Genomic DNA, 22,944 nt, shown 5'->3' on the forward strand with positions numbered 1-22,944 from the left:
TAAAGTCGTTTACGCTCGACTACCGACATTGTTTCCACCCAGCCGCGCGGTTTTTTGCCGCCAGTCAAAGGGTGGACTTTGCCGTTCATGGGAGAGATAAGCTTATGTACTTACGTCAAGATACGGTACCGGTTAAAGTCGGCAATCTAACGATTGGCGGCAGCAACGAGGTTATTATTCAGAGCATGTGTACCACTAAGACTGCTGACGTAGAAGCGACTGTTGCTGAAATATTGGGGCTTGAGGAAGCTGGGTGCCAGCTTGTCCGGGTTACCGTCAATAACAAGGAAGCTGCAGAAGCGATCAAAGAAATTAAGAAACGCATTCATATCCCGCTTGTTGCGGACATTCATTTTGATTATCGTTTGGCACTGCTTGCTATCGAGAACGGCATCGACAAGGTTCGGATTAATCCGGGCAACATCGGTCGCCGGGAACGGATTGAGGCGGTTGTTAAGGCATGTAAGGAAAAAGGTATTCCGATTCGGATAGGCGTTAATGCGGGTTCCCTGGAAAATCATTTGCTTGAGAAGTACGGTTATCCGACTCCGGAAGCGATGGTTGAGAGCGCCCTTTTCCATATCGGCATTTTGGAGGAGCTTGATTTCCACGATATTATCGTGTCGCTCAAGGCGTCCGATGTACCGATGGCGATTGCTGCTTACTCCATGGCCGCTAAAGTGATCAAATATCCGCTTCACCTTGGCATTACGGAAGCTGGCACACTGCATACGGGCACGATTAAGAGCTCGGCAGGTATCGGTGCACTGCTTGCGCTCGGTATTGGCAATACGCTAAGGATCAGCCTCAGCGCCGATACGGTAGAAGAGGTTAAGGTCGCTCGCGAGCTGCTCAAAACCTTTGGACTTATTACGAATGCTGCTACTCTTGTATCCTGCCCGACCTGCGGCCGATTGGATATTGATCTATTCTCAATCGCCAATGAAGTAGAGGACTATATTTCAAAAATTAAAGTACCGATAAAGGTGTCTGTGCTGGGCTGTGCGGTTAATGGCCCTGGAGAGGCTCGAGAAGCGGATATTGGCATCGCAGGAGCTAGAGGCGAAGGCATGCTTTTCCGTTATGGAGAGCTGATTCGCAAGGTGCCTGAAGCTGAGCTGCTCAGCGAGTTAAAGAAGGAAATCGACGAAATCGTACGCGTGTTTGAAGCTACTGGCGAAATTCCAGGCCGGAAGCATCATGCGCCGGCATAACTCTGATCAAGAGGCTTATTTACGTCATTTATTGACGTGAATAAGCCTCTTTTTTTTGTTCAAAGGCCAGCTGCTTTCTTCCCTTGCTAATAAAGATGCATATTTTACGGGAAATAAGGAAAAATATTGGTTACAGCTTGCGAGGAGCAAAGGAGGGGGGGACGGACTTGGAGCGTATTACGCTGAATCAGCTAGGGTCCATGATCGTAATGTTTTTAATCGGCAGCTCCTCTTTGTTCTTTCTGGCTAATGCTAATCGAAAACGCCGGTGCTGGATGAAGGCATCACGAAGGTTTGGGATGAAGCCTTCCCAGAGCTGATTTCCTTTCCTTTTGGTGAAATGGTTTTATTTTTGATGTTTTGGAGATATACGGAAAATAAAAATGACATGGTAAGCATGACGATTAAATGCAATCTATTTTCAGGCTTGTTTATTACGCTGACGAACTTGCTCATTTTTTCTGTATCAGGCAATCTTGCCGGAAAGTTAGCCGTTCCTCTCATGCAGGTGACCAACCTTATTGAATTTGTCCAATTTTTGGAGCGAATTGACCCTTTTGTAGCTTTGCTGCTCTTTACAGGCGTATTTATCAAGTTGACCGCCTATTATTTCGGAGCTGTGCTGGCTTTGTCATATTTGATAAAGCTGCACAGGATATACGTTATTCTTTCTGTCGGAGCAGTCATTTTTTTTTGGCTCTTTTGTATTCCGAAACTATATGGAGCATATATGGTTTGGCTTTGGGTGATTTTATTTTGTTTCGAATGAGCGACGTATTCGTATGTACGGCATCAAGTAAACCCTTCCTTAGGCCCGCGAACAACGGTTTGCGTGCTCGGTTTCCTCAAGCAGCGATCGGTGCGGTACTTATCGCCGCGTTGTGGCTAGGCATTAAGCCGCTACTGAAAAAAGGAATGCACCGAGAATATATGCTGTATGCGTCGATGGTTGTTTGGACGGTCTATTTATTTGCATCTGAGCATGATGGTTGGCAGCCAATGACGCTCGTTGCGCTAATAGCCTTTCTGTTATCGCCTATCGACCGTTTTCTAAACATAATGAGTTGGCTGAGCTAATAATGAGTATCGCGAAAAATAACTGCATTAACGGTTATTACCACTTCGTAGGGGCAATACTATCAAATACGCATGCTTATTACGGATAGGTTGCTTATTTGAATATAAGCTTACAACTAAGACGGCATCAGCCGTTTGCGCTTGAGAGGAGCGGATTGCTAATGAGTTTAAGTGTTGTATTGATGTTGATTCAAGTGTTTTTTGCGGTCGTAATTGGCTTGTATTTCTGGAACTTGCTGCGCAATCAGAAGACGAACCGCTCGGCCGTTGACCGAGAATCGCGCAAGGAGATGGACAAGCTGCGGAAGCTAAGGAGCGTTTCCCTTACGAAGCCTCTAGCTGAGAAGACAAGGCCGCAAGCGATGCAGGATATCGTAGGGCAGCGTGACGGCCTGCGTGCCTTAAAGGCGGCGCTGTGCAGCGCTAACCCGCAGCATGTCATTATATATGGACCGCCGGGTGTCGGGAAGACAGCTGCGGCCCGCGTCGTGCTGGAGGAAGCGAAAAAAAATCCTTCCTCGCCGTTTTTGCCGGAGGCGAAATTTACAGAGATCGATGCGACGACCGCTCGTTTTGACGAGCGTGGAATAGCCGATCCGCTCATTGGCTCCGTGCATGACCCGATTTACCAAGGGGCAGGTGCGATGGGGGTTGCCGGCATTCCACAGCCTAAGCCAGGTGCTGTGACGAAGGCGCATGGCGGAATTTTGTTTATTGACGAAATAGGTGAATTGCATCCGGTTCAAATGAATAAATTGTTAAAAGTGCTGGAAGACCGTAAAGTATTTCTGGAGAGCGCTTATTATAATTCGGAGGATTCGAATATACCGGTGTATATTCATGATATTTTTCAAAATGGACTGCCTGCCGATTTCCGTCTAGTCGGCGCGACAACGCGCTCGCCGCAGGAGATTCCACCTGCTATCCGTTCCCGCTGCATGGAAGTGTTTTTCCGTCCGCTGCTTGCCGATGAAATTGCTTTGGTAGCCGAAAACGCGGTCAAAAAAATCGGCTTCCCGCCTTGTCCTGAAGCGATTGATGTCGTGAAGCGGTACGCGACAAACGGACGCGAAGCGGTTAATGTTATTCAGCTTGCTGCGGGTGTCGCTTTATCTGAGAAGCGAGACAGTATTTCTGCGGGTGATATTGAATGGGTCGTCAATAGCAGCCAAATTCCGCCGCGTCCTGACCGCAAGGTGCCTGAGGCGCCGCAAATCGGCTTCGTAAACGGTCTTGCCGTGTATGGACCGAACATGGGAACGCTGCTTGAAATCGAAGTTAGCGCGATCCCTGCGGCTGCCGGCAAGGGGCAGTTCACGATTACCGGTGTCGTTGATGAGGAGGAGCTTGGCGGCGGCTCGCGGACGCTTAGAAGAAAAAGCATGGCAAAAGGCTCAGTGGAAAATGTCATTACCGTATTGCGCCGAATCGGCTTGAATCCGCAGGATTTTGACCTGCATATCAACTTTCCCGGCGGCACGCCAATTGACGGACCTTCTGCCGGAATTGCAATGGCAACGGCCATTACGTCAGCGATTAAAGGCATTCCGATCGATAACAAGCTGGCGATGACCGGCGAGGTTGGCATCCATGGCAACGTGAAGCCTGTTGGCGGCGTGTTGGCTAAGGTTGAGGCTGCTTTCCAAGCAGGTGCAAAAACAGTTATTATCCCAAGGGAGAACTGGCAGGCGATTTTTGCTGATTTGGAAGGGCTTAAGGTCATTCCGGTTGAAAAGGTGGAAGAAGTGTTTAAGTATGTATTCCCGGATGTCGAGGTGTCCCCTGCTCGGGTGGATGCTCCGCTCGGAACAGATCTTTTTATCGCTTCTTCCGTTCCTTATTTGCAGGCTGATTCCGTAGAATGATAAACTAGGTTAGACGTTAACATTTGGAGGTGCTGGTGTGGGACCTAGTAAATCGAAAGGTCGTCGGCTGCCCTTGCTTCCGCTAAGAGGGCTACTCGTTTATCCCAGCATGGTGCTGCACCTTGATGTGGGAAGGGACAAATCGGTTCGTGCGTTAGAATGCGCGATGGTCGAAGATCATATGATATTGCTTTGTTCACAGTCTGAAGTGAACATTGAGGAGCCGACGGAGGAAGATATTTATAAAGTCGGCACCATCGCGAAGGTAAGGCAGATGCTTAAGCTGCCCAACGGGACCATTCGCGTGCTCGTGGAAGGCGTTACGCGCGCGGAAATTTTGGACTATTTGCCGAATGACGAGTTTTATGAGGTATCGGTTCGAGAATTGCCGGAGCAGGAAACGGATGATCCAGAAGTGGATGCCCTTATGCGCTCCGTATTAAATCAATTCGAGCACTATATTTCGTTGTCGAAGAAGGTTACGCCAGAGACGTACGCGGCCGTATCCGACATCGATGATCCTGGCCGGCTTGCAGATGTCATTACAAGCCATTTATCGCTTAAGATCAAGGATAAGCAGGACATTCTTGAAACGGTCGATGTTGGCGAGCGCCTCGAAAGGCTGCTTGATATTTTGAACAACGAGCGCGAGGTGCTTGAGCTCGAGCGCAAAATAAACCAACGCGTCAAGAAGCAAATGGAGAAGACGCAGAAGGAATATTATTTGCGCGAGCAGATGAAGGCGATCCAGAAGGAGCTTGGCGAGAAGGAAGGCCGTGCAGGCGAGGTAGAGGAGCTGCGGTCGCAGCTGGCTGAATCTGGCGTGCCGGAGCTGGTGAAGGAGAAGATCGAGAAGGAAATCGATCGGCTCGAGAAGATGCCGTCTACCTCTGCGGAAGGCGGCGTTATCCGCAATTATATCGATTGGCTGCTTTCCTTGCCTTGGAATAAGACGACGGATGATGATCTAAGCCTTAGCAAAGCAGAAGCTATTCTGAATGATGACCATTACGGTCTAGAGAAGCCAAAGGAGCGGGTGCTCGAGTATTTGGCGGTGCAGCAGCTTGTTAAGCAATTGAAGGGTCCAATCCTTTGCTTAGTTGGTCCTCCAGGCGTTGGTAAAACTTCGCTTGCCCGTTCCATCGCCAAGTCGCTTGGACGCAAATTCGTACGCATCTCGCTCGGCGGCGTGCGTGATGAAGCGGAGATTCGCGGTCATCGCCGTACTTATGTAGGCGCGATGCCGGGAAGAATCATTCAAGGCATGAAGACGGCAGGCTCGCTTAATCCTGTATTCCTGCTCGATGAAATTGACAAGATGGCGATGGACTTCCGCGGCGATCCGGCTTCTGCGCTTCTAGAGGTGCTTGATCCGGAGCAAAACAATACGTTCAGCGACCACTTTGTCGAGGTTCCGTTCAATCTGTCCAATGTCATGTTCGTGACAACGGCCAATGCGATGCACAACATTCCCCGTCCGCTGCTGGATCGGATGGAAGTGTTGTACATTCCGGGTTATACGGAGCTTGAGAAGCTGCAGATCGGGAATCGTTATTTGCTGCCGAAGCAGAAGAAGGAGCATGGCCTAACCGAGGAGCAGCTAGTTATCTCGGAAGAAGTGCTGCTGCAGCTTGTACGGGAGTATACGCGGGAATCCGGCGTTCGGAATTTGGAGCAGCAAATCGCGGCGGTATGCCGGAAGGCAGCGAAGCATTTTGTATCCAAGGAGCAGGAGGAAACGCCTGAGCCGCTTGAAGTTACGAGCGATCTGCTTAAGGAGTGGCTTGGACCTGCCAAATTCCGTTATGGCCTCGCCGAGAGCGAGAACCAGATCGGTGCGGTTACGGGTCTGGCGTGGACAGAGGTTGGCGGAGATACGCTTGTCATCGAGGTTACGGTAATGCCGGGTAGCGGAAAGCTAACGTTAACTGGTAAACTAGGTGATGTCATGAAAGAATCCGCGCAAGCCGCGTTCAGCTATACGCGCTCGAAAGCGATCGAGCTGGGCATAGACCCAAGCTTCCATGAGAAAAACGATATTCATATCCATATCCCAGAGGGAGCCATTCCTAAGGATGGTCCATCTGCGGGCATTACCATTGCAACAGCGCTTATTTCGGCTCTTACGAATCGTTATGTGAACAAGGAAGTAGCGATGACAGGCGAAATAACGCTCAGAGGCCGTGTGCTTCCGATTGGCGGTTTGAAAGAAAAATCGCTTGCCGCGCATCGTGCAGGCATTCGCAAGGTGCTGTTGCCGAAAGAAAATGAACGGGATCTACGGGATATTCCCGATAGCGTGCGCAATGATATGCAATTTTTTCCTGTCAGTCATATGGATGAAGTGCTGCAGCATGCGTTGCTTCCGATTCAAACGGAGGAGAAGGCAGGTACATCGATTTTATGAAAATTACACAAGCTCAGTTCGTCATCAGTGCAGTAAAACCCCATCAATACCCAGAGGACGCCTTGCCAGAGATTGCTCTGGCAGGGCGTTCGAATGTCGGAAAATCATCATTGATCAACAAGCTGATTTTACGCAAAAACTTAGCCCGTACGAGCTCGCAGCCGGGCAAGACGCAGCAGCTCAACTACTACCGGGTCAATGATCTGATCTATTTGGTCGATTTTCCGGGCTATGGCTATGCAAAGGTATCTAAGACACAGCGCGTGCAATTTGGCGAAATGATCGAACGCTATATTCGCGATCGCGAGCCGCTTAAGCTGCAGCTGCTCGTCATCGATATCCGTCACGAGCCTTCGCAGCAGGATCAGCAAATGTACAAATGGCTGAAGCATTATGAGATTCCAACCTGCATCGTTGCAACGAAGGCGGATAAAATTCCAAAGTCAAAATGGGACAAGCATATCAAGATGATCAAAAAGACGCTGGAAGCAGATCCGCGCGATTCCATCGTCTTATTTTCCTCAGAATTAGGCCTTGGACGCGAGCAGCTTTGGGATATTATTAACGAAGCGATTGCAACATAAGGTAGCAAGTGCAGCAAGTTATGATATAAAGCAGAGGATACAGTGAAAAAGTCGGCATTCCTCGTGAATTCTACCGTTATTTTGTGGAATATGCGAGAATATCGGGGATGGACCGCAGGAATAAAATATTTGGATCACGTATAATATACTTAAGCAACAAGAGCAGAGTACAAAGACCAAACCGTGCAAGTTCAAAGAATTGAGGAGATTTTTATGGCTAAGCGGCTAGCCACAGAGTATGTTAATGCCAAACTGCAATTGACGAATGAAGAGATGGCTGAGTTTATCCGTTTATTTGAAGAGCAGCAAATTCGCCTTCAGGTGCTAGTGCTCGATAATGGAAATCAGGAACTCGTTCTCGAAGATGTAGCAGGGAGGGAAGAAGTCCGACTGACATTTGAACGTCAACAAGACTATTATGTATGCGTACTATCTTGCCGTCTTGTTCAACCGAGGCTGACCAATGCCATGCGAAAAGCAGTATCTGCTTTCCGCGGGAACGCGATCGTCAACCGAATCTACAGTCATTATACGATGATCTATCATTATAAGAATGGTTCCGTTCACCAAATTGTCGAAAGCTCTAAGACCGGCGACCGTGTCGTATTCGAATTTAAGGATACGCTAGGTCAATTAGAGCGGGTGTTCCGCAGTCGTCTGATTGAACGTGAGATTGGCCTTCTGGGCAGCGCAGTCAATGAGTTGCTTGATCTTCGCAACCAAACGATGGACGCGAATGAAATTAGCAAGATCGATGAGCGATTGACCGAGTTGACTCGCAAGCTCTTCGCGTTAGAAGCATAATGGAGCAATTTAAGAAGGAATAGGGGAGCCGCTGCTGCGGCTTCTCTTTTTTTTTCCTAATATTACACGAGTGTAGAGAGCAACATTTTTCACTCTTTTGCAGTTTGTAACAGGGTATAGCGATTTGGAGGACACTAAGATACTAGACATAAAGAGGAGATGAACCATGTTAAACCAAACGAAACGATTCAAACAATTCGCAGTCGGCTTTTCCTTTGCGATTGCCTTATCATTGACAGCTTGCAGCAATAATGAATCGAACAGTGATCCCACTCCGCCTCCAGCAACGTTGGCTCCTGTCGAACAGCCAAGTACAGAGCCAAGCATAGAACCTATTGCTGAACCAAGTACAAAGCCGTCCCAGCAGCCAAGTGAATCGGCAGGAACGGAGAATGGCGAAGCAGACAGCGGGACACAAACCGGTGTGCTGATCGGTTCGATATATGATCTGGCCAAGGAAGGGAAGGTCGCAGGCAGCGACTACGCTGCGCACGTCGCGCTTTATGATGATATTGAGAAGAAGTGGGGCAAGGCTGACGTAAGTGACTCTGCTGGGAAAGGCATGTATGCGACTTATGAGGACAAAGGCATTACCTTTGGCTACAACAAGGGCATGATTGTTTTTGATGTAAGATCATATGCGGACGAGCTTCATGTGATTACGTTAAAGGACCTTGAGATTGCTCTTGGCAGTGCGGATGAGACGGCGGTTAACGGTGCGGATGAAATTTACACATATCAAGTGAATAAGCAGTATCAGCTAAAATTTATAATTGCGAAAGAAACAGGAAAGGTAGATCATATCTCCGTACTGAGTCCTAAGGATGCTAAAAATAATATGGCGGGGTAATTGGAGCTGTTGTAGCGGGATAAGCTTACCTGTCATACATTGAAAACGGGGCTGGGGTATATGCTTTTCCAGAACGCAAAAAAAAAAGTATTGCAATTATTTCGGATAGATGTTATTTTTATTCTCGTTGAAAAGATTTATTGAAGATAATAATAGGAACCAGGATTCACTCAGGACATAGTTATGTTGCGAGAGATTTATCCCTCGAGAAGTGAATGACGTAGGTCCTAGCGGATGAAATTTTTCAAACATTTTATTCCTAGGAAGGGGGAACCGGAAGATGGAATACTCAACTTTCGGAAGACACGTTGCTGTTGATACTTGGGGTGTAGACTTTGATCTACTGAACAGCGCTGAATTTTTGCAATCACACATGGTAGAGGCTGCTGAAGCATGTGGTGCTACTGTATTGTCAGTTCAAGCAAAACAATTCGATCCTCAAGGCGCAACTGTACTCGTGATGCTGTCGGAGAGTCACCTCTCGATTCATACGTATCCAGAGAGAGGCTTTGCCGCGCTAGACTGTTATACCTGTGGTGAAACTGTAGATCCTCAGCTTGCGATCGATTACATGCTCGCTGTGTTGAAGCCAAAAGCGACTTATGCGAAGAAGCTTGTACGCGGTATGGGCGAACTGCAAGTGGAAGAACCGAAAATGAAACAAACTGAGCTCGTCTAAGAGCTTTAAAACTTATCGATCATAGTGAAATAACCATGGATGGAATCCATGGTTATTTCTTTGCATGAAAAGGGAATAATGAGGGTGTACTTTTCAAATATTATTCATAAATGAACATTATCTGAATGTCCAACTATGCTATAATTATCGTTAACATCAAGGCAAAGACGCACTAGAGAAGGAGGCAGGTGACCGCGCATGCACATTATCGCAGTAGGACTGAATTATCGAACGGCTCCCGTAGAAGTAAGAGAACAGTTTGCTTTCGCGGAACGGGATTTGCCGGAGGCATTGATACAGCTCATTCAGACACAAAGCATAATGGAATGTGTCATAGTAGCGACCTGCAATCGTACGGAGCTATACGCAGTTGTAGATAGGCACCATCTATGTGGACATTACATTCGCAGCTTTATGGAAAAGTGGTTTAAATTGCCTAGACAGCAATTTACGAACCATTTATATATGTATGAGGACGAGAAAGCGATCGATCATTTGTTCCGGGTTACAAGCGGGCTGGATTCGATGGTTATTGGCGAAACTCAAATATTGGGACAAGTGAAAAACGCATTTATGCTTGCACAGCAGCAGAAAACGACAGGTACCGTATTCAACATGCTGTTTAAGCAAGCCGTTACAATGGCCAAGCGTGCTCATTCCGAGACGACGATTGGCGAATCGGCTGTTTCCGTCAGCTACGCTGCGGTGGAGCTGGGAAAACGGATTTTTGGCCAATTTAACAAAAAAACGGTAATGGTTATCGGCGCTGGCGAGACGAGCGAGCTTACGGCTAAGCACTTATATGCAAATGGCGCTGACCGCGTTGTGGTGGTGAACCGGACTTATGAGCGGGCAGCAAAGCTGGCGGATAAGTTTAACGGCTCCGCATGGTCAATGGAAGAGGCGGCCGATAAGCTGCATGAAGCGGACATTATCATTAGCTCGACAGGATCGGACGGGTATGTGCTGACACGTCAGCAGGTTGCTTCAGCGATGCAGCGTCGCAAGGCAAAGCCGCTGTTCATGATCGATATTGCGGTTCCGCGTGATTTGGACCCATCGATTGCGGCGGTCGAGAACGTGTTCTTGTACGATATTGATGACTTGGAGGGCATTGTGGAAAGTAATCTGGAGCATCGCCGCCAAGAAGCAGCCAAAATCGAAGCTATGATCGCTGAAGAGATCGACCTGTTTGAGCAATGGTATAAAACGCTTGGCGTCGTTCCGCTTATTAGATCGCTGCAAACGAAAGCAGCGGGCATTCATGAGGAAACGATGAACAGCTTGACGAATAAACTGCCTGATCTTGGCGAGCATGAGCTCAAAGTAATCCGCAAGCTAACGAAGAGCATCGTTAACCAGATGATGCAGGACCCGATTTTGCGTATCAAAGAAATGGCCGGCGAGAAACGAGCAGATGAAGCGATGGATATGTTCGTCAAGCTGTTCGCGCTCGAGGATGAGCTTACCAAAACGCGTCAAGCTGAGCTTGAAGCAGCAACAGCTGCTGTCGCTGCAGAAAAAAAGAAAATCGTTCAACCCCATGCAGCCGCGGCGGTATTAGCACCTATTACAAGATAGATGGCCGCAATGTGGAGGAACTATGGTGACGCAAAACTTTTTATTTGATGCGATACTTTATATTTACGCCCTGAGCCTCCTGTTTTATTTCTCCGACTTCATTAACGCAAGTCGGAGAGCGAAACGGATGGGTACAGGGCTGCTTATTTTTGTTTGGGTATTGCAGACTGGTTATTTGGTTGCTCGCATCATGTCCCATTTGCAAATGACCGATATATCGACGTTTGAATATTGGCTATGTTTTTCATGGTTGCTCGTCACCATATCGTTAGTCATCAACCGATTTATAAAGATTGATTTTGTCGTATTTTTCGTAAATGTAATTGGCTTTGCTGTTTTAGCGCTCAATCTCTATAGCAGCCCTGGAAACGGTGAATCGCTAGAGGTTTGGAAAACGACAAGAGAGCTATTATATATTCATATTAGTCTTATACTGTGCGCTTATGCGGCGCTGACGCTTGGTGCTTTGTTCGCTGGCATGTATATGTTCTTGCATAATCAATTGAAACGAAAAAGGTGGACGAACTTCGTCCGCAGACTGCCGAGCTTAGATACGATTGAGCGGTATGGAGATCGAGCCGTTATTATCGGCGTTCCGCTGCTTGCGATGTCGCTTGCCATTGCGGTTACTTCGTTGCTTGTCGAAGGACGACCTGGGCTGCTGCTGGATTGGAAAGTGCTGTCTTCATTTGGAACATTGATTATGTATGTGATTTATGTGTATCAGAGAGCGATGCTGAGAAGGCCTGGGCTGCAATTAGCCCGTTTGTATATATTTTCGTTTGGCTTGCTGCTTTTGAATTTATTTTCTAATTACTTTTCTTCCTTTCACTAGTGAAGGAACGAGGCAGCAGGGAGGAAAAGCCTAAATGAATGGATATTATCCGGTCGTCTTGCAGCTAAAAGGCAAACGCTGCGTTGTAATTGGAGGCGGGAGCATCGCGCAGCGTAAGCTGCTTGGGCTTCTGGAAGCGGGAGCGGACGAGGTGTGGGTCATTAGCCCATCGTTCACTCCGAGAATCGAAAGCCTAGCCGCAGAAGGGAAGATCGTCACCTTTCAGCGCGAGTACAGCGAAGCTGACCTGCGGGGGGCATGGCTTGTTTTTGCGGCAACCAATGACAGCCTTGTGAATGCAGAGGTAGCAGCTGCCGGGGAGCAGCTCGGCGTTCTCGTAAATGCAGCGGATGAATCAAGGAGCAGCTCATTTATCTCTCCCTCAGTTGTGAGAAGAGGCGATTTATTGCTGGCTGTTACGGCTTCGGGCGCAAGTCCCGCATTATCGCAGCAGATCAAGCAGGAGCTGGAAGCGCAGTTTGGGCCGCAGTATGAAGAAATAACGATCCGGCTTCGGCGTTTGCGGGAGCTTGTGCGAAGCAGGATATTGGATGAGCAGGACAGGCAGACCGTTTTGAAGCTTGCAGCCGAGGAGGCTGTGCAGCAAAGGAGAAACAGCATTGACATCGATGAATGGCTGGAGAGCTTGCTTCATCGGATAGACAGGGGGCTTACATAATGGCAGCGGAAAATGCAGGAAAACGAGTCATCGTTGTAGGAACAAGGCAAAGCGCACTCGCTTTAACGCAGACGGGTCAAGTGATCGAGGAGCTGAAGCGCATCAGCGAGAAGCATGGCTTCAATTATACGTTTGAAGTGAAAAAAATAGTGACAAAGGGCGACCGTATTCTGGATGTCACATTGTCCAAGGTAGGCGGCAAGGGACTATTCGTAAAAGAAATTGAGCAAGCGCTCGTTGACGGCGTTATCGACATGGCTGTTCATAGCATGAAGGATATGCCTTACTCGCTTCCGGAAGGTCTGATTAACGGCGCTATTCCGAAGCGTATAGATCCAAGGGATTGCCTCGTCATGCGTGAAGGAGGCAGCTTGGATGATTTGCCTCTTGGCGCCCGAGTGGGTACTAGCAGCCTGCGCCGCTCCAGCCAGCTCAAAAATGCGAGACCGGATCTTCAGCTCGAATCCATTCGCGGCAACATCGATTCCCGAATTCGCAAATTGGAAACGGAAGGCTTTGACGCTGTTGTGCTTGCTGCTGCAGGCCTTACGCGCATGGGCTGGCAGGATCGCATTTCCTCGAATATTCCTGTGGATGTGTGTCTGCCTGCTGTAGGACAAGGAGCGCTAGGCATCGAATGCCGCGAGGATGACGAGCAAATACGGGAATTGCTGTCTCTGATCAATGACAATGAGACGGAGCTGACCGTACGCGCGGAGCGCAGCTTTTTGGGTACACTGAACGGAGGCTGCCAAGTGCCAATTGGCGCTTATTGCGTACTCGGCGAAGAAGACGGCGGCCAAAACGGCAAGCGCCAGCTCGTTATGACGGGAATGGTCGGTTCGCCAGACGGCACAACACTGCTGAAGGAAATGAAGCAGGGGACGGACCCCGAGCAGCTTGGACGGGATGTAGCAGCTGCACTCATCGAACGGGGTGCAGACCGCATTTTAGCTGAAATTGGGGAGTGACAGACTTGGACAAGGGGAAGGTTTATTTGGTTGGCGCCGGACCGGGAGATCCGAAGCTGATTACTGTACGTGGACTGGAATGCTTAGAGGAATGTGACGTTGTCGTTTACGATCGTTTGGCCAGCCCGAGACTTCTTCGGCATTTGAAGCCGGGGACAGAGAGAATATACGTCGGCAAGCTGCCGGACCGCCATACGATGAAGCAGGAGGAAATCAATCAGCTGCTTGTTGATTTGGCGCTGCAAGGCAAGACGGTTACGCGTCTGAAGGGCGGCGATCCTACGATTTTTGGACGTGTTGGCGAAGAGGCGGAGCTGCTCTATGACAACGGAATAGAGTTCGAAATCATACCCGGCATTACTTCGGCCATTGCCGTACCTGCTTATGCAGGCATTCCAGTCACGCACCGTGATTTAGCCTCATCTTTATCCATCATTACGGGTCATGAAAGTCCGGACAAGCTTGATCGCTCCATTCATTGGGATAAAGTAACGAATGCAACGGGCACCCTTATTTTTCTTATGGGCGTTGCCAAGATTGGATATATAGCCGATCAGCTTATCAAGCACGGCAAACCGCCTGAAACGCCGGTTGCGCTCATTCGATGGGGGACGAGAGTCGAGCAGCGTACCGTCGTCGGCACGCTCGAGACGATCGAGAAGATCGTTAAAGAGGCGAACTTCCAGCCTCCGGCCGTAATCGTCGTCGGCGAGGTGGTGCTGCAGCGCGAGAAGCTGAAATGGTACGAGAATAAGCCGCTGTTCGGCATGCGGGTGCTTGTTACGCGAGCTAGATCCCAAGCAAGCGAGCTTGCGGATCAGATTGAATTGCTAGGCGGAGAGCCTTGCGAATTTCCTGTCATTGAGACGATTGAGCCTTCCGAGACGGCTGCTATTGATAAGCTGCGCGAGCAGCTTGAGCAAGCGGAGCAGTATCAATGGCTTATGTTTACAAGCGTAAATGGGGTAGAATATTTTTTTGGCTGGCTTCGTAAATTCCGAATTGATATGAGAAGATTTTTTGGCGCCAAAATCGCAGCGGTCGGTCCTAAGACGGCAGAGGCGCTCGTAAAGCGAGGCTTAGTGGTAGAGGAGCTGCCTGCGAAGTTCCATGCGGAAGGACTGCTGGAGCAGCTCTCTCCGCAGCTAATAGCTGGCGAGCGCGTGCTGCTGCCGCGAGGCGATCTTGCGCGGGAAGTACTGCCGCGCGAGCTGAAGGCTATGGGGCTGCTGCCAACGGAAATAGATGTGTACGAGACGGTGCTTGCGGATCAGCAGGACGAGCTGACGCTTGAATGGATTCGCGAGAAGGAGATTCATTTGATCACGTTCACGAGCTCGTCAACCGTGACGAACCTGCTGGAAGTATTAAGGCGCAAAGGTGTGCCAAATCCAGTGGAACTGCTGTCGGATATTCCGATTGCGAGCATTGGTCCGATTACAACGAAGACGGCAATTGATGCGGGCTTGAAGGTCGCCATTGAGCCGGAGGATTCGACGCTGGCCGGCTTGCTTCAGGCCATTGCCGATTATAAGCAAAGCAACAAGCAACCACAGTGAGGAAGGAATGATTAGCTATGATTTTTCCACAAGTTAGAAATCGCAGATTGCGCAGAACGGCCGCTCTTCGGAGCATGGTAAGGGAAACGGTTCTAAGCGTAAATGATTTTATATATCCGATCTTCGTTACACATGGCCAAAATGTAAGAAATGAAATTCCGTCGATGCCGGGTATCTATCATTTATCCATGGATCTTCTGGAGCAAGAAATTCGCGAGGTCGTTTCGCTGGGCATCAAGTCGGTGCTTTTATTCGGAATTCCTGAGACTAAGGATGCGATCGGTACTTCGGCATATGACGCGAACGGTATCGTACAGCAGGCAATTCGAGCCGTTAAGGAATGGGCGCCAGAGCTTGTTGTCATTGCAGATACCTGCCTATGCCAATTCACCGATCACGGTCATTGCGGCGTCGTGCATGTCCATGAGGGTACAGGCGTTTCAGAGATCGATAACGATTCCTCCTTGGATTTGCTTGTACAAACGGCTGTGTCGCAAGCGGAGGCAGGAGCAGACGTTATCGCGCCGTCAAATATGATGGACGGCTTCGTCCTTGCCATTCGCGAAGGGCTGGACGATGCTGGCTATAGCGATATTCCTATCCTTTCGTACTCCGTGAAATTTGCCTCTGCCTATTACGGCCCATTCCGTGATGCGGTTCATTCCGCGCCGCAATTCGGTGACCGGAAGACTTATCAAATGGACCCTGCAAATGTACGCGAGGCGCTGCGCGAAGCGGAATCGGACATTGCCGAGGGCGCTGATATGCTTATGGTGAAGCCAGCGCTTGCTTATCTAGACATTCTCCGCTTGCTGAAGGATAAGTACAACCTGCCGGTAGCTGCGTATAACGTAAGCGCCGAATACTCGATGGTGAAGGCTGCTGCTGCCAATGGTTGGATTAATGAGCAAGCGATCGTGCTTGAAACCTTAACGGGAATGAAGCGCGCAGGCGCTGATCTTATTATCACGTACCACGCAAAGGATGCGGCTCGTTGGTTAAGAGGAGAGGGGTAAGCAGATGAGTGATCAGTCGAACGTTAGAAATGACGCACGCTCGGTAGCTGCTTTCGCGAGAGCAAAGCAGGTCATACCAGGCGGAGTGAACAGTCCGGTTAGAGCGTTCAAATCGGTTGGCTTAAATCCTGTATATATGGAGCGGGGAGAAGGCAGCCGCATTTATGATATCGACGGCAACAGCTATATTGATTACGTAGCTTCATGGGGCCCGCTCATTATGGGACATGCCCATCCCGAGGTCATTGAGGCGATTAAGCGGACGGCGGAGAAAGGGACGAGCTTTGGCGCCCCAACCGAGCTGGAAACGTTGATGGCGGAGCTTGTCTGCGAGCGCGTTCCTTCGGTTGATATCGTCCGCATGGTGAACTCCGGTACGGAAGCGACGATGAGCGCCTTGCGCCTTGCACGGGGATACACGAAGCGCAACAAAATTTTGAAATTCGAGGGCTCGTACCATGGCCATGCCGACAGCTTGCTGATCAAAGCAGGCTCTGGCGTAGCTACGCTTGGCTTGCCTGACAGCCCAGGCGTGCCTGAGCATGTGGCCACACACACCATTACGGTGCCTTATAACGATATTGAATCCGTGAAGCTTGCGTTCGAGAAGTTCGGCGAGGAAATCGCATGCGTCATCGTTGAGCCGGTTGCCGGCAATATGGGTGTCGTACCGCCGCTTCCAGGGTTTTTGCAAGGACTTCGCGATGTGACGACGCAGTACGGCACTGTCCTTATTTTTGACGAGGTGATGACGGGCTTCCGCGTGGGCTACAGCTGTGCGCAGGGGCTTTATGACATCAAGCCGGATCTTACATGCTTCGGCAAAGTCATCGGCGGCGGACTGCCAGTTGGCGCATATGGCGGCAAGCGAGAGCTCATGGAGCTGATTGCGCCAAGCGGACCGATTTATCAAGCTGGAACGCTGTCAGGCAATCCGCTTGCAATGGCCGCAGGCTACACGACACTGAAGCTGCTTACGCCGGAGGTTTATGAGCAGCTCGAGCGCCAAGCTGTCAGACTGCAGCTGGGCTTTGAAGCGAATGCCCGCAAACACGGTATCGCAAGCACGATCAACCGGGTAGGGTCAATGGTTTGTCCTTTCTTTACAGATAACTTTGTCATTAACTACGAAACCGCCAAAACATCCGATCTGGAACGGTTCAAGAAATATTTTGCGTCGATGCTTGATTTAGGAGTAAGTGTGGCACCTTCCCAGTTTGAGGGAATGTTCGTCTCCGCGGTTCATACGAATGAGGATATTGACGCAACAATCGAAGCGCATGATATTGCGTTTAGCCGTCTGTAGGAGGAAAATATGATGATCAATGGGCAAGTAAAGCGGAACGGGCAGTGGCTGGAGCTGGATTGGCAAGCTTTAGGCGTTGGGTCCGCTTCCGCAGCCGTTGATCCCGATTCGGAAAAAGATCCGGCCAATACGCCGGAGCTTGCACAGCCGCGGGCTGGCAGCCATCCGCATGTCGTGCGGCAGTGGCTGCTGGCCCGTTCTTTTTTTCCGCAGAAGTGGATCAACAGGCTATTTTCAATTGGCGGCATCCAGTGGAACGGGGATAAGCTTCAGCTGTTGGCTTTTCCGGCTATTGACCCGAAGGAGGATTCGCTTTATCGCAAAGCTACTATGCCGTCCCATTTGGAGGCGCCTGCCGTTATTTACGAGGATGATTTTTGCTTGGTGCTCCACAAGCCTGCGGGAATGGCCGTGCATGAAGCGTTTGCTGGGCAAACCGGCACGCTTGATGAGGCAGCGGCTAGACATTTACTGAGCCAGGGTGATCCGCTCACCGTCCGGCACATCCATAGACTCGATGATGATACTTCGGGTCCTGTGCTTTATGCCAAAAATGATTTGGCTCAGTGGGAGCTGGATGAGGCTATGCGCGCCAAGGCGATAGACAGGCATTATATTGCAGTTGTGCATGGACGATTGGCCAAGCCGTCCGGAACGATCAATCTTCCAATTGGGAAGGACCGCCACACCAAAGCGAAACGGCGCGTATCAGTGAGCGGCGAGCAAGCGATTACACACTACGAGACGATTGATGCAAGCTCGCAGCTGTCGCTTCTTCGTGTGAAGCTGGAGACTGGCAGAACCCATCAAATACGCGTTCATCTGAGCTATATCGGCCATTCGCTCGTAGGGGACGGCTTGTACGGAGGCGATGCGCGTATGCTTGGGCATCAAGCGCTTCATGGGGAAAAGCTAGTTTTTCCTCATCCTTGGACCGATTCGCCCGTTGAAGCGGTCGCCCCTTGGCCGCAGTGGCTCGTACAGCTTTCGGAAAACATACATTCCCGTTCAAAAAGATAGTCATGCTCCTGCCTAACATCCCATATAGATAAGTAGTGAATGTAACGTTAGCCCAAGCATTCAGTATGAGAGGGGAGGACTTAGGCGTGTCGGATCAAACGAACGGATTACGCTTTGACGTGTATGAGCGCGTCCATTTGCCCGATGATGTAGCGGCAATTGACGAGCTGGAGGAGATTGAGCTTGTTCCCCGTATCCAGGTCATCGATCAGGGGGATCACGCCGTACTTCGAGGGCAGCTGCTTCTGAGCGGAATTTATAGGAGTCAAAATGATTCCGAAAATTCGTTGACGCTTGAGCACTGGATACCCGTCGAAATAACGCTGCCGATGAATCGCATATCTCGGCTGGACGATATTTCGATTGAAATCGATAATTTTGATGTCGACTTATTGTCTGCCCGCACATTAAACATTACAGGTGTCCTTTCTCTAAGAGGCATTTCCGCTCAGCCTGTACAGGAGCAAGAGGAACTCTGGCGGGAAGAGCCGTTCACGGTTGTCCATCAGAGGGAAGCTTTCGAGGAACGCGCCATTGAGTTTTTAAACAGCCAATATCCTGCAAACGAGCAGCCGTACATACCGGAGCAAAATGATTTTGCTGCGCAAGAGGAGTTCTCATTCCAGCAGCGGCCGGAAGTGTCGGATGGATCGGATGACTCGATTGCATCGAATGAAACGAATGAATCGGAGCCTGCGGTTTTGATCTCATCGGCATCGTATGATACCGGATGGTCGTCCTCGCAGCTGTTCCCAAGCTCAGCGCAGCAAGCAGAAGTACCGGAGGAATTCCAAGAGGACGAGCGGGAAATCACGTTATCCTCCCAGCAAACGAGTCATGAGGGCTGGCTCGCGAATTCCGAATCATATGCGAATTTCCCAACTAGCGCTGAGCAGGAGCAATCGCCGTTCCTGAGCGCGCAGCCTGCTTTAGAGCAGGAACGCAGTGAGTTTGAAGCACAGGAGCCGCCTTTTATCATTCCAGATGCACTGCCGCAGCAGAGGCAAGATCCCGAGCAGGAAAAACCGGAGCTGCGCATCGCGGTCGGAGGCAAGCAGCCACAGCCTCAGGATGGAAGCGGATCGCCGCCTGATGTGGGCATTCTTACGCTGCTTCAGACTAGCAGGCGAGAGCAAGCAGCCCGTCAGGCAGCTGAGGAGGTTGTCGCTCAGCAGCGAGCGGATGAGGTTGCAAGAGTACAAGCGTCGGGCGATGAGATCGAATGGAAAAACTTATTTCTCGGCAAACGTTCGGAGGATACGGAGTTCCGTAAGATTCGGATGTGCATCGTGCAGAGGGATGAGACGCTTGAGGTTATTGCCTCGCGTTACAGCTTGAACCCAAGAGAAATTATCATTTATAACCGCTTGGATGATTCCAGCGTGACCGAAGGACAACTAATCTACATTCCATGATGGTTAATTATTACACAAAAGCCCCTATTGCTCATTATTTTGAGCAACAGGGGCTTTTGTTATGCGAGTTTGGTTGACTCAGAGGTACAACAAAGGTATGATTAAACATATATGCGTTATAACGACGTTGAAGGGGAATAGTACGCAGCAAAGCCTTCAGAGAGTGGAACCGTTACGCTGAGAGGTTCTGCAGGAAGTGACTGCTACGAGTCGCCCCGGAGTTGCCTGAGTCAAGCTAGAGCAACCTGTGCTCTACCGAAGTCAGGCCGGCCGCAGCCGTTATCTGTTTGAGTGTCATGCGGATTTTGTTCGCATGGAACAAAGGTGGTACCACGGAAGCTAAACCTTTCGTCCTTTATGATAAGGGCGGAAGGTTTTTTTGTTTTTGTAGATCGATTTATGGAGGATGGAACGAATGTCAGAAAATCAAACGACAACTGCAATGCCGACAACCTATGATCCGAAGGCAGCCGAGCAGAAATGGTACGATTACTGGATGCAGGGCCAATTTTTCGAGGCAGGCAAACGCCCGGACGCAAAGCCGTATACAATTGTTATCCCGCCTCCAAACGTGACTGGAATGCTTCATATCGGGCATGCGTTGGATTTTACGCTGCAGGATATTTTGATCAGAACGAAACGTATGCAGGGCTACGATGCGCTTTGGCTCCCAGGGTCGGACCATGCGGGTATTGCAACTCAGACAAGAGTAGAGCAAAAGCTGCGCGAGCAAGGGATCTCCCGCTACGACCTGGGACGGGAAGCTTTCCTCGAGAAGGTATGGGAGTGGAAGGAAGAGTATGCGAATACCATTCGCGAGCAATGGGCGAAAATGGGTCTTTCTCTTGATTATTCGAGAGAGCGGTTCACGCTCGATGAAGGGCTATCCAAAGCTGTTCGCGAAGTATTTGTCCGTCTCTATGAGAAGGGGCTTATCTACCGCGGCAAAAAAATCATTAACTGGGATCCAGCCGCACGCACAGCGCTATCCGATATCGAGGTAGAGCATAAAGAAGTTAACGGTCATTTGTACCATTTGCAATATCCGCTCAAGGACGGCTCCGGCTTCATAACGGTAGCAACGACTCGTCCAGAGACGATGCTGGGCGATTCAGCGGTAGCTGTTCATCCCGAGGATGATCGCTATAAGCATCTGATCGGTCAACTGATTGTGCTTCCGATTGTCGGCCGCGAAATTCCGATCATTGCGGATGAATACGTGGATAAGGAGTTTGGGTCAGGCGCTGTGAAAATAACGCCGGCGCATGATCCGAACGACTTCGAGGTTGGCGAGCGTCACAGCCTGCCGCAAATTATCGTCATGGACGAGACAGGCACGATGAATGCTGAAGCAGGTCCTTATCAAGGCCTCGATCGCTTCGACTGCCGCAAACAGCTAGTGAAGGATTTGCAAGAGCAAGGCGTTTGCATTCAAATAGAGGATCATGTTCATCAAGTAGGGCATAGCGAGCGCAGCGGCGCTGTTGTAGAGCCATACCTGTCTACGCAATGGTTCGTTGCGATGAAGCCGCTTGCTGAAGCGGCAATTGCTGCGCAGAAGGCAGGCAAAGGCGTTAACTTCGTGCCGGAGCGGTTCGAGAAAATTTATTTGCATTGGATCGAGAACATACGCGACTGGTGTATTTCCAGACAGCTTTGGTGGGGCCACCGGATTCCGGCATGGTATGACGAGGCGACAGGCGAGATGCATGTATCCCGCGAGGATATGGCGGGAGACAACCTGAGCCAAGACAACGATGTTCTCGATACTTGGTTCAGCTCCGCGCTATGGCCGTTCTCAACGCTCGGCTGGCCGGATCAAACCGAGGACCTGAAGCGTTTTTATCCGACGGACGTGCTCGTTACGGGCTACGATATCATTTACTTCTGGGTTGCGCGGATGATCTTTACGGCGCTTGAGTTTACGGAGCAGTCACCATTTAAGGATGTACTGATCCATGGCCTTGTTCGCGACTCCGAAGGACAAAAAATGTCCAAGTCGAAGGGCAACGGTGTCGATCCGCTTGAAGTGATTGAGAAATACGGCGCAGATGCTATGCGTTATATGATCTCTACTAGCAGCACGCCTGGACAGGATTTGCGCTTCCGCTTTGAGAAGGTAGAGCAGGCACGCAACTTCGCGAACAAAATTTGGAATGCATCGCGCTTTGCGCTTATGAATTTGGAAGGCGTGGAAGCGAAGGACATCGATATTACCGTTAGCTTGGGTACGGCGGATCGCTGGATTTTGCACCGCTTAAATGAAACGGTTCGCGATGTAACCCGTCTAATCGACAGCTACGAGTTCGGTGAAACCGGACGTTTATTAAATAACTTCATTTGGGATGATCTATGCGACTGGTACATCGAGTTCGCAAAGCTTAGCCTATACAATACGGATGAAGCAGCGAAAAAGGCTACGCAATCCGTACTGGCTTATGTGCTGGACCGGACGCAGCGTCTGATCCACCCATTCATGCCATATATCAGCGAAGAGATCTGGCAGCATTTGCCGCATGAGGGCGAGACGATTACTCTTGCCGATTGGCCGGTATATGACACAGCGCTTGAAGCGCCTGAAGCTGTCAAAGAGATGGAGCTGCTCATGGAAATGATTCGTGCGGTACGCAATATCCGTGCGGAAGTAAACGTGCCGATGAGCAAAAAGATCGAAATGCTGATCAAGCCGTCAGGCGAGGCGGAAGCAGCGATCTTATCGCGCAACGAAGAATTCATCAAACGATTCTGCGGCACGTCCATGCTTGAAACGGGCTTGCATATCAGCGCGCCTGACAAAGCAATGACGGCTATCATAACCGGAGCTGAGCTTTATTTGCCGCTTGCTGGCTTGATCGATATCGCGCAGGAAATTGCAAGGCTGGAGAAAGAACATCAGCATTTAACTACCGAGGTGGAGCGGGTTGAGAAGAAGCTCGGCAATGAGGGCTTCGTAGCGAAAGCGCCAGCTAAGGTTATTGACGAGGAACGCGCTAAAATGAACGATTATGCAGACAAACGCGATAAGGTGCTGGCTAGAATTGCGGAATTGCGCGGATAACGCTGCAAAAACGGAAGAAGGTTC

The 22,944-nt window shown here is 50.0% G+C and carries 19 protein-coding genes and 1 other annotated feature; all 19 genes read left to right on the top strand.

The window, feature by feature from the left end:
• The first annotated feature begins 104 nt into the window (after positions 1-104).
• Positions 105-1,214 (top strand): flavodoxin-dependent (E)-4-hydroxy-3-methylbut-2-enyl-diphosphate synthase, encoded by a 1,110-nt coding sequence (gene ispG / locus AC1TPC_RS08440; protein ID WP_482066420.1) that lies wholly within the window; start codon positions 105-107, stop codon positions 1,212-1,214.
• A 268-nt stretch (positions 1,215-1,482) separates the two neighbouring features.
• Positions 1,483-1,983 carry a GerAB/ArcD/ProY family transporter gene (locus tag AC1TPC_RS08445; RefSeq protein WP_482066421.1) on the top strand — a complete coding sequence of 167 codons (501 nt, stop codon included), beginning with the start codon at positions 1,483-1,485 and terminating at the stop codon, positions 1,981-1,983.
• Positions 1,950-2,291 (top strand): hypothetical protein, encoded by a 342-nt coding sequence (locus AC1TPC_RS08450; protein ID WP_482066624.1) that lies wholly within the window; start codon positions 1,950-1,952, stop codon positions 2,289-2,291. Before AC1TPC_RS08445 ends, AC1TPC_RS08450 begins: the two co-directional genes overlap by 34 nt.
• A gap of 161 nt (positions 2,292-2,452) precedes the next feature.
• Positions 2,453-4,156 carry an ATP-dependent protease LonB gene (gene lonB / locus AC1TPC_RS08455; protein WP_482066422.1) on the top strand — a complete coding sequence of 568 codons (1,704 nt, stop codon included), beginning with the start codon at positions 2,453-2,455 and terminating at the stop codon, positions 4,154-4,156.
• 37 nt (positions 4,157-4,193) lie between these two features.
• Positions 4,194-6,563, top strand: coding sequence for an endopeptidase La (gene lon / locus AC1TPC_RS08460; RefSeq protein WP_482066423.1), 2,370 nt, complete (start codon positions 4,194-4,196; stop codon positions 6,561-6,563).
• Positions 6,560-7,147 carry a ribosome biogenesis GTP-binding protein YihA/YsxC gene (gene yihA, locus AC1TPC_RS08465; protein ID WP_482066424.1) on the top strand — a complete coding sequence of 196 codons (588 nt, stop codon included), beginning with the start codon at positions 6,560-6,562 and terminating at the stop codon, positions 7,145-7,147. Before lon ends, yihA begins: the two co-directional genes overlap by 4 nt.
• 213 nt (positions 7,148-7,360) lie before the next feature.
• A complete protein-coding gene (locus AC1TPC_RS08470) occupies positions 7,361-7,951 on the top strand; it encodes a non-ribosomal peptide synthetase module (RefSeq protein WP_482066425.1) in 591 nt (196 codons plus the stop codon).
• Between the two features lie 166 nt (positions 7,952-8,117).
• On the top strand, positions 8,118-8,801 hold the full coding sequence (locus AC1TPC_RS08475) for a DUF4309 domain-containing protein (RefSeq protein WP_482066426.1): 684 nt from the start codon (positions 8,118-8,120) through the stop codon (positions 8,799-8,801).
• A 280-nt stretch (positions 8,802-9,081) separates the two neighbouring features.
• A complete protein-coding gene (gene speD / locus AC1TPC_RS08480) occupies positions 9,082-9,480 on the top strand; it encodes an adenosylmethionine decarboxylase (RefSeq protein ID WP_053374775.1) in 399 nt (132 codons plus the stop codon).
• Between the two features lie 198 nt (positions 9,481-9,678).
• Positions 9,679-11,061, top strand: coding sequence for a glutamyl-tRNA reductase (gene hemA, locus AC1TPC_RS08485; RefSeq protein ID WP_482066427.1), 1,383 nt, complete (start codon positions 9,679-9,681; stop codon positions 11,059-11,061).
• 22 nt (positions 11,062-11,083) lie between these two features.
• The gene (locus tag AC1TPC_RS08490) at positions 11,084-11,896 is read left to right on the top strand and encodes a cytochrome C assembly family protein (RefSeq protein ID WP_482066428.1); all 813 of its coding nucleotides are present in this window, start codon (positions 11,084-11,086) and stop codon (positions 11,894-11,896) included.
• 34 nt (positions 11,897-11,930) lie between these two features.
• Positions 11,931-12,575 (top strand): precorrin-2 dehydrogenase/sirohydrochlorin ferrochelatase family protein, encoded by a 645-nt coding sequence (locus AC1TPC_RS08495; RefSeq protein ID WP_482066429.1) that lies wholly within the window; start codon positions 11,931-11,933, stop codon positions 12,573-12,575.
• Entirely contained in the window at positions 12,575-13,546 is a 972-nt protein-coding gene (hemC, locus tag AC1TPC_RS08500) for a hydroxymethylbilane synthase (RefSeq protein ID WP_482066430.1), read from the top strand. Before AC1TPC_RS08495 ends, hemC begins: the two co-directional genes overlap by 1 nt.
• 5 nt (positions 13,547-13,551) lie before the next feature.
• Positions 13,552-15,105 (top strand): uroporphyrinogen-III C-methyltransferase, encoded by a 1,554-nt coding sequence (cobA, locus tag AC1TPC_RS08505; protein WP_482066431.1) that lies wholly within the window; start codon positions 13,552-13,554, stop codon positions 15,103-15,105.
• Positions 15,106-15,122: 17 nt separating this feature from the next.
• Positions 15,123-16,121 carry a porphobilinogen synthase gene (gene hemB, locus AC1TPC_RS08510; RefSeq protein ID WP_482066432.1) on the top strand — a complete coding sequence of 333 codons (999 nt, stop codon included), beginning with the start codon at positions 15,123-15,125 and terminating at the stop codon, positions 16,119-16,121.
• A 4-nt stretch (positions 16,122-16,125) separates the two neighbouring features.
• Positions 16,126-17,427 carry a glutamate-1-semialdehyde 2,1-aminomutase gene (gene hemL, locus AC1TPC_RS08515; protein WP_482066433.1) on the top strand — a complete coding sequence of 434 codons (1,302 nt, stop codon included), beginning with the start codon at positions 16,126-16,128 and terminating at the stop codon, positions 17,425-17,427.
• Positions 17,428-17,436: 9 nt separating this feature from the next.
• On the top strand, positions 17,437-18,447 hold the full coding sequence (locus AC1TPC_RS08520; protein WP_482066434.1) for an RluA family pseudouridine synthase: 1,011 nt from the start codon (positions 17,437-17,439) through the stop codon (positions 18,445-18,447).
• Between the two features lie 86 nt (positions 18,448-18,533).
• The gene (locus AC1TPC_RS08525) at positions 18,534-19,862 is read left to right on the top strand and encodes a LysM peptidoglycan-binding domain-containing protein (protein WP_482066435.1); all 1,329 of its coding nucleotides are present in this window, start codon (positions 18,534-18,536) and stop codon (positions 19,860-19,862) included.
• A gap of 118 nt (positions 19,863-19,980) precedes the next feature.
• Positions 19,981-20,221 (top strand) — a binding site (T-box leader).
• Between the two features lie 56 nt (positions 20,222-20,277).
• Positions 20,278-22,920 (top strand): valine--tRNA ligase, encoded by a 2,643-nt coding sequence (locus tag AC1TPC_RS08530; RefSeq protein WP_482066436.1) that lies wholly within the window; start codon positions 20,278-20,280, stop codon positions 22,918-22,920.
• Positions 22,921-22,944 lie beyond the last annotated feature (24 nt).

The organism is Paenibacillus sp. Y280, from assembly GCF_056786335.1.